Origin of the sequence: Franconibacter daqui (assembly GCF_014644275.1) — a bacterium.
GTDB lineage: Bacteria > Pseudomonadota > Gammaproteobacteria > Enterobacterales > Enterobacteriaceae > Franconibacter > Franconibacter pulveris.
Genome location: NZ_BMKJ01000002.1, coordinates 641,918 through 649,259, shown reverse-complemented (window position 1 = coordinate 649,259; position 7,342 = coordinate 641,918). Strand labels below are relative to the sequence as shown.

Annotated in this window: 5 protein-coding genes and 1 rRNA gene; 1 reads left to right on the top strand and 5 read right to left on the bottom strand. The window is 53.4% G+C overall.

The genetic code is table 11. From position 1 onward, the window contains the following. From IEX01_RS12335 to rluD, 4 genes are all read right to left on the bottom strand, one after another. Positions 1-225: ribosomal RNA gene (locus IEX01_RS12335) — 16S ribosomal RNA — on the bottom strand; the annotation flags it as partial. A 399-nt stretch (positions 226-624) separates the two neighbouring features. Next, positions 625-3,198 (bottom strand): ATP-dependent chaperone ClpB, encoded by a 2,574-nt coding sequence (gene clpB / locus IEX01_RS12330; protein WP_024556475.1) that lies wholly within the window; start codon positions 3,196-3,198, stop codon positions 625-627. Positions 3,199-3,327: 129 nt separating this feature from the next. Continuing rightward, complete coding sequence (gene yfiH / locus IEX01_RS12325) at positions 3,328-4,059, bottom strand: purine nucleoside phosphorylase YfiH (protein ID WP_188723935.1); 732 nt, start codon at positions 4,057-4,059, stop codon at positions 3,328-3,330. Next, positions 4,056-5,036, bottom strand: coding sequence for a 23S rRNA pseudouridine(1911/1915/1917) synthase RluD (rluD, locus tag IEX01_RS12320; protein ID WP_024556473.1), 981 nt, complete (start codon positions 5,034-5,036; stop codon positions 4,056-4,058). The genes yfiH and rluD overlap by 4 nt, the downstream gene beginning before the upstream one ends. Before the next feature lie 126 nt (positions 5,037-5,162). On the opposite strand from rluD, the gene bamD reads away from it, so the two are divergent. Beyond that, positions 5,163-5,900, top strand: coding sequence for an outer membrane protein assembly factor BamD (bamD, locus tag IEX01_RS12315; protein ID WP_024556472.1), 738 nt, complete (start codon positions 5,163-5,165; stop codon positions 5,898-5,900). Positions 5,901-5,958: 58 nt separating this feature from the next. Here bamD and IEX01_RS12310 read toward each other — a convergent pair whose 3' ends face one another. Continuing rightward, entirely contained in the window at positions 5,959-7,170 is a 1,212-nt protein-coding gene (locus IEX01_RS12310; protein ID WP_188723934.1) for a lysozyme inhibitor LprI family protein, read from the bottom strand. Positions 7,171-7,342 lie beyond the last annotated feature (172 nt).

Sequence of the window (7,342 nt, the reverse complement as noted above, 5' to 3'; positions counted from 1 at the left end):
GATGGCATGAGGCCCGAAGGTCCCCCACTTTGGTCTTGCGACGTTATGCGGTATTAGCCACCGTTTCCAGTGGTTATCCCCCTCCATCAGGCAGTTTCCCAGACATTACTCACCCGTCCGCCGCTCGCCGGCAAAGTAGCAAGCTACTTTCCGCTGCCGCTCGACTTGCATGTGTTAGGCCTGCCGCCAGCGTTCAATCTGAGCCATGATCAAACTCTTCAATTAAAGTTTGATGCTCAATGAATTAAACTTCGTAATGAATTACGTGTTCACTCATGAGACTTGCTAATCATTTATCGTCCGGAGACGTTTAAGATATCGCAGCCCTGACGCGGCATTCAGCCTGCTGTCGCGAGGTGGCGTATATTACGCTTTCCTCTTTCAGAGTCAACCCTTAACTTCAGGATTTTTTCTCTTCCGACTCACCGTCGCTGTGTGATGTTGTTCACCAGCGCCGTGTCGATGGAGGCGCATTATAGGGCCTGTTTTCAGGCTGACAAGTAAAAATTAGAAAAAACTTATCGCCCGCTTCTTTTTCAATCATTGCGCTGAAAAGATCGTCATCATCGCCTGGTTTTCAAACAAAAACGAGCCCCGCAGGGCCCGTTTTTATCATTTTGCGATTTACTGCACAGCTGCAATCTTCTCGTCCTTCACCACCAGCTCAATCGTTTTGCCAGGAATCAACTCTCCGGACAAAATCTGCTGCGCCAGCGGGTTTTCGATCTGCTGTTGAATAGCACGCTTCAGCGGGCGCGCGCCATAGACGGGATCGTAGCCATTTTCGCCAAGCAACCGCAGCGCCTCGTCGGAGATATGCACAGCATAGCCTCGCTCCTCCAGACGTTTATAAAGACGTTGCAACTGGATCTGCGCTATCGAGGCGATATGGCGCTGACCAAGCGGATGGAAAACCACTACCTCATCTATACGGTTAATAAATTCAGGACGGAAGTTATGGCTAACCACACCCAACACTAAATCCTTCATGCTGGCATAGTCCAGTTCGCCGAAACGTTCCTGAATCAAGTCAGACCCCAGGTTTGATGTCATAATGACAACCGTATTGCGGAAGTCGACCGTTCTGCCCTGCCCATCCGTCAGTCGTCCATCGTCCAGCACTTGCAACAGAATGTTGAAGACATCCGGGTGCGCCTTCTCGACTTCATCCAGCAGGATCACGGAATATGGCCGACGGCGTACCGCTTCCGTTAAATACCCGCCCTCTTCATAACCGACATAGCCTGGAGGCGCACCGACCAGACGAGAAACAGAGTGTTTCTCCATGAATTCCGACATGTCGATACGCACCATTGCATCGTCGCTATCAAACATAAAGTTAGCCAGCGCCTTACACAGCTCCGTTTTACCCACACCAGTCGGCCCCAGGAAGAGGAAGGAGCCAATCGGACGGTTCGGGTCGGAGAGCCCAGCACGGCTGCGGCGAATCGCATTTGAAACCGCTTCGACGGCTTCATCCTGGCCGATCACGCGATGGTGAAGCTCCTGCTCCATACGCAACAGCTTCTCGCGCTCGCTTTCCATCATTCGGGAAACAGGAATACCGGTCCAGCGCGCCAGCACTTCTGCGATTTCCGCATCGGTGACTTTATTGCGAAGCAGGCGCATGGTTTTCCCTTCCGACTGCGTTGCCGCCGCCAGCTGTTTTTCAAGCTCCGGAATTTTCCCGTACTGAAGCTCGGACATCCGCGCCAGGTCGCCTACGCGGCGCGCCTGTTCAATCGCGATTTTAGCCTGCTCCAGTTCCGCTTTAATGGTCTGTGTACCCGAAAGGGAGGCTTTTTCCGCTTTCCATTCCTCTTCCAGCCCAGAGTATTGACGTTCTTTATCCGCCAGTTCTTCATTCAGCATATCAAGGCGTTTTTTACTCGCCTCGTCTGATTCTTTCATCAGCGCCTGCTGTTCAAGCTTCAGCTGGATAATACGACGGTCGAGGCGGTCAAGCTCTTCCGGCTTCGAATCAATCTGCATGCGGATGCTGGATGCCGCTTCGTCGATAAGGTCGATGGCTTTGTCCGGCAACTGGCGATCCGAAATATAACGATGCGAAAGCGTAGCCGCCGCGACGATAGCCGGGTCGGTTATTTGCACATGATGGTGCAGCTCATAACGCTCTTTCAGCCCACGCAGGATAGCGATGGTGTCTTCAACCGTCGGCTCCGCCACAAACACTTTCTGGAAACGGCGCTCCAGCGCAGCGTCTTTTTCAATATATTGACGATATTCATCAAGCGTAGTGGCGCCCACGCAGTGCAGCTCGCCGCGGGCCAGCGCCGGTTTTAACATGTTGCCGGCATCCATGGCGCCATCGGCTTTGCCTGCGCCAACCATAGTATGCAACTCATCGATAAACAGAATGACGTTGCCTTCCTGTTTCGAAAGGTCGTTCAACACGCCTTTCAGGCGTTCTTCAAACTCGCCGCGGTATTTCGCCCCGGCAACCAGCGCGCCCATGTCCAGCGCCAGCACGCGACGACCTTTTAACCCTTCCGGCACTTCACCGTTAACAATACGCTGCGCCAGACCTTCCACGATGGCGGTCTTACCTACCCCCGGCTCGCCAATCAATACCGGGTTATTCTTGGTACGGCGTTGCAACACCTGAATAGTGCGTCGAATCTCTTCGTCGCGGCCAATTACCGGGTCAAGTTTGCCCTGCTCGGCGCGTTCAGTAAGATCGACGGTATATTTTTTCAATGCCTGACGTTGGTCTTCAGCACCCTGATCGTTCACGCTTTCGCCTCCACGCATTTGATCAATAGCCTGAGTAACAGAAGCGGTGGTCGCACCGGCGTTTTTCAGCAAATCTGCAAGCGTGCCGCGCGATTCCAGCGCCGCCAGAACGAAAAGCTCTGACGAGATAAAATTGTCGTTCCGCTTCTGCGCCAGCTTATCGCACAGATTCAATACGCGGACGAGATCCTGAGAAGGCTGCACATCCCCGCCTGTGCCCTCAACCTGCGGCAGACGATTCAGCGCTTGCTCAATAGCGGTGCTCAACTGGCCTGCATTCACGCCAGCTGAAGTCAACAAAGGACGCACGGAGCCGCCTTCCTGATTGAGCAACGCGCTCATCACATGAAGGGGTTCGATAAATTGGTTGTCGTGCCCAAGAGCGAGAGACTGGGCATCGGCGAGGGCGAGTTGGAACTTATTAGTAAGACGATCCAGACGCATAACTCCTCCCATAACAGGTCAAAATTGCTACTGGAGATTAAATGAGGTCATCCCTCAATTATTCAAGGTGAGTGACCTGAAATATAAGAGGTTTAAGTTACGCGTACTGGATCGTCTTGATTCAATAGGTTATATCAGCCAAATAAAACTTGCCATACGACCCGTAGTTCTGTCGCGGCGATATGAGAAAAAATCGCGCTTTTCAGTATATGTACAGCGATCGCCGCCGTAGATGTGCTCAACGCCGACGTTAGCCAGCCGCTGCCGCGCCAATTGATAAATATCGGCCAGGTATTTGTCAGCTAAAGGACGAAACGCGCGCTCCGCCTGGGCATCTTTTTCCATAAACGCTTCACGTACTTCAGGCCCTACTTCAAACGCCTGCGGGCCAATGGCAGGTCCAAGCCAGGCCATGATGTTTTGCGGTTCATCCTGAAAACAGGCCACCGTTTCTTCCAGTACGCCTTCGCATAATCCGCGCCAGCCGGCATGCGCCGCCGCCACTTCTGTAGCGCTTTTATTACAGAACAAGACGGGCAGGCAATCCGCCGTCATCACCGCGCAAACCGTGCCTGCTGTATTGCTGTATGATGCATCTGCCCGCTTAGAAGCGTAAGGCTCGCCGGTAAGCTTTAACACCGTCTTGCCGTGCACTTGTTCGAGCCAGACGGGTTTAGAGGGGAAATTTGCCGCCTCATAAACGCGTCTGCGGTTCTCTTCGACATGCGTCAGATCATCGCCGCAATGCGCGCCCAGGTTAAGAGCGTCCCAGGGAGACAGGCTTACGCCGCCGACTCTTGTGGTGCTGCATGCCGCCACGCCTTCAGGCAACGGCCACTGCGGGATAATCAATTTGCTCATAACCAGTCCACTTGATCTTTGTGCGTTTCGAAATCGGCGCGCAGCGCTTCGATCAACTCCACCATATCCTGCGGAATAGGCGCATGCCATTCCATCATAATGCCGCTGATGGGGTGATAAAGACGCAGCATTGTGGCGTGAAGCGCCTGACGGTCAAAACTACGCAACGCCTGAATGAACGCCTCGGAGGCGCCTTTCGGCGGTCGAGGACGGCCGCCGTAAAGCTGATCGCCCACCAGCGGATGGGTGATATGCGCCATATGAACGCGGATCTGGTGCGTGCGGCCTGTTTCCAGGCGCAGACGCAGACGGGTGTGAATACGGAAATGTTCCATAATGCGATAATGCGTCACCGCAGGTTTCCCCATCGGATGCACCGACATATGGGTACGCTTGGTGGGATGGCGGCTGATAGGCTCGCTCACCGTACCGCCCGCGGTCATATGACCAATCGCCACCGCTTCATACTCGCGCGTAATTTCACGCAATTGCAGCGCTTCAACCAGCCGGGTTTGCGCCGGAACGGTTTTTGCTACCACCATCAGACCCGTGGTGTCTTTATCCAGACGATGGACAATGCCTGCGCGCGGCACATCAACAATCGGCGGATAATAGTGCAGCAATGCGTTCAGCACCGTGCCATCGGGGTTGCCTGCGCCCGGATGGACGACGAGGTCGCGCGGCTTGTTGATAACCAGGATGTCTTCATCTTCATAGACGATATCCAGAGGAATATCTTGCGGCTCAAAACGCGCTTCCTCTTCGATTTCAGCATTGATGGCGACACTCTCCCCACCCAACACTTTCTCTTTCGGCTTATCGCAAATTTTGCCGTTGACCAGCACGCGTTGGTCCAGAATCCATTCTTTTATGCGTGAGCGCGAATAATCCGGGAACAATTCAGCCAAAGTCTGATCTAAGCGTTGGCCGAGTTGTTTTTCGGACACCGTTGCGGTGAGTTGTACTAGTTGTGCCATATACAGCTTCTTCGTTAACGTTGGGTTTTACGGCTTTGCCGTTTAATATAGTGTGCTATTGTAGCTGGTCTTAATCGGGAGCTGGAACAGAACCTCCCGCAAACATCTGAGGAAAGTCAAATAGTCATGACGCGCATGAAATATCTGGTGGCAGCCGCCACGTTGAGCCTGGCTTTGGCGGGTTGCTCCAGTTCTAAGGACGAGGTTCCTGATAATCCGCCTTCGGAAATCTACGCGACTGCTCAGCAAAAGTTGCAGGACGGTAACTGGAAAGCGGCGATAACGCAACTGGAAGCGCTGGATAATCGCTATCCATTCGGCCCTTACTCCCAGCAAGTGCAGCTTGATCTGATTTATGCGTATTATAAAAACGCCGATCTGCCGCTGGCGCAGGCCGCTATTGACCGTTTCATGCGTCTCAATCCGACCCATCCTAACATTGATTATGTTATTTACATGCGCGGTTTGACTAATATGGCGCTGGACGACAGTGCGCTGCAGGGATTCTTTGGCGTTGACCGCAGCGACCGCGATCCGCAGCACGCCCGCGACGCCTTCCGCGATTTCTCAAAACTGGTGCGCGGCTACCCTCGCAGCCAGTATGTTACCGACGCCAGCAAACGCCTGGTCTACCTGAAAGACCGCCTGGCGAAATATGAGCTTTCCGTGGCCGAATATTATACCCGCCGCGGCGCCTGGGTGGCGGTTGTTAACCGCGTAGAAGGCATGCTGCGTGATTACCCGGATACTCAGGCGACCCGTGAAGGCCTGGGGCTGATGGAAAATGCCTACCGCGAGCTTCAGCTCAACGCGCAGGCGGATAAAGTCGCGAAGATCATTGCGGCCAACAACAGCGGTTCCTGAAACCTGTCGTCACAGGAAAAGCCAGCCTGCGGGCTGGCTTTTTTATGGGCGCTCCGCGCTACTCTCCAGTCCAGCCTGAGCCGTCAATAAACATCATTCGGTCAGCCAGCCACTGGTTTACAATATTATCCGCGCCCTTAAGTCCATTTTCAGCCGTCCAACCCAAATCGTTCTGTAGCCATTCAGCGGTAGCCTTACGGGCAGGCTCAATCGCTGCGAGCGCTCGCTCGCGCTGCGCTTTGGGCCAGATTTTTTCATCTTTCCAGTTCTGGATTTCCGCCACCGGGCTTTCGTTTTTACCCGGTTTTTTCGTCATCGTCAGGTAATCTTCCGGCGCCACGGTTACGTGTAAATCAAAGATGCGCCAGTCGGCATAGCTGGCGTACTGGATAGTCCCGGCATCCTGGCTGACCTTCGCCAGCACATCTGAAAAAGCGTTATCTAACGTAGTCCAGGCCGGATTATCGAAAATCACATCCTGCGGCTTACAAACCGGCGCGCTGCCATCGCGGGAAGAACCATACATCCCTCCAAAGGAGGTATAAGCCACGTCGCCATGAGCCTTGAATATAAAGCAGTGCACATAAGGCCGGTCGTCGTCATCGTCGTACTGGTAATCAACACGCTCGATATTCATACGCAGCAGCGTCAATACCTTGCGATCCGCGCTCTCTTTAGGATCGCTGTCGATGTCTTTCATCACCGAATAAGCAAAATCATCGTCTCGCAACCCTTCAAGCGCCATCTGATGATATTTATGCGCTTCCTGCGCCGTCACGCCGCTTGTCGGAACAAAATGGTTCAGGTAAACCAACCATGCCGACGCGAGCGGCGTCTGGTATTGCCGCAATTTATCGGCAGCATTAACGGGAGAGTCAGGGATCAGACTTACAGCCGCATCAAAATCGCTGGCGGCCCGATGATGAATGTCTTCAAGCGCCGTTGCGCGCGCTTTCATTATGGGCTCCAGGCAAGCTTTAAGGTCGCCGGAATTATTTGCACAGGCATTACGCTTTTTAAGCCACGCGCGCTGCTCAGTACGCAAAGCGGAAGCCTGACCGACCGGCAGATCAGCCATAGCGCGCACGTAATAGTTATCGATCCGGCCATCAAGTTCATTCAACGCCGGGGTATTGCAGATAGCATGTTCGATACCAGTGCCAGCCTTTGCGCAGTCGAATGAAGCGGCGAAAGCAGGTATAGCACCGCAGGCAAACGTAAAACAGACAGCAAGCCGACAAATCGCTGTGAGTCGTAAGGGCGTTCTCATAGTTATCCTTTTTAAGTTTTATATCCGCCAGCTTCAGGCGAGCGTTACCCCGCCATTATTACTGAATCGACGTTTTTCGTGGAGCACCAGGAAAAGGTAAGCGGGAAAAATGTTTAAAAAACAGGCAATACAAAGAAGTGGATGAAAAAAGAACAGACAAGCCGGGAGTGTT

What these genes read in the sequence shown, in the direction of transcription:
- rluD (WP_024556473.1), bottom strand. Translation starts at nt 5,036, where the DNA reads ATGGCACAACTAGTACAACTCACCGCAACGGTGTCCGAAAAACAACTC.
- bamD (WP_024556472.1), top strand. Translation starts at nt 5,163, where the DNA reads ATGACGCGCATGAAATATCTGGTGGCAGCCGCCACGTTGAGCCTGGCT.
- yfiH (WP_188723935.1), bottom strand. Translation starts at nt 4,059, where the DNA reads ATGAGCAAATTGATTATCCCGCAGTGGCCGTTGCCTGAAGGCGTGGCG.
- clpB (WP_024556475.1), bottom strand. Translation starts at nt 3,198, where the DNA reads ATGCGTCTGGATCGTCTTACTAATAAGTTCCAACTCGCCCTCGCCGAT.
- IEX01_RS12310 (WP_188723934.1), bottom strand. Translation starts at nt 7,170, where the DNA reads ATGAGAACGCCCTTACGACTCACAGCGATTTGTCGGCTTGCTGTCTGT.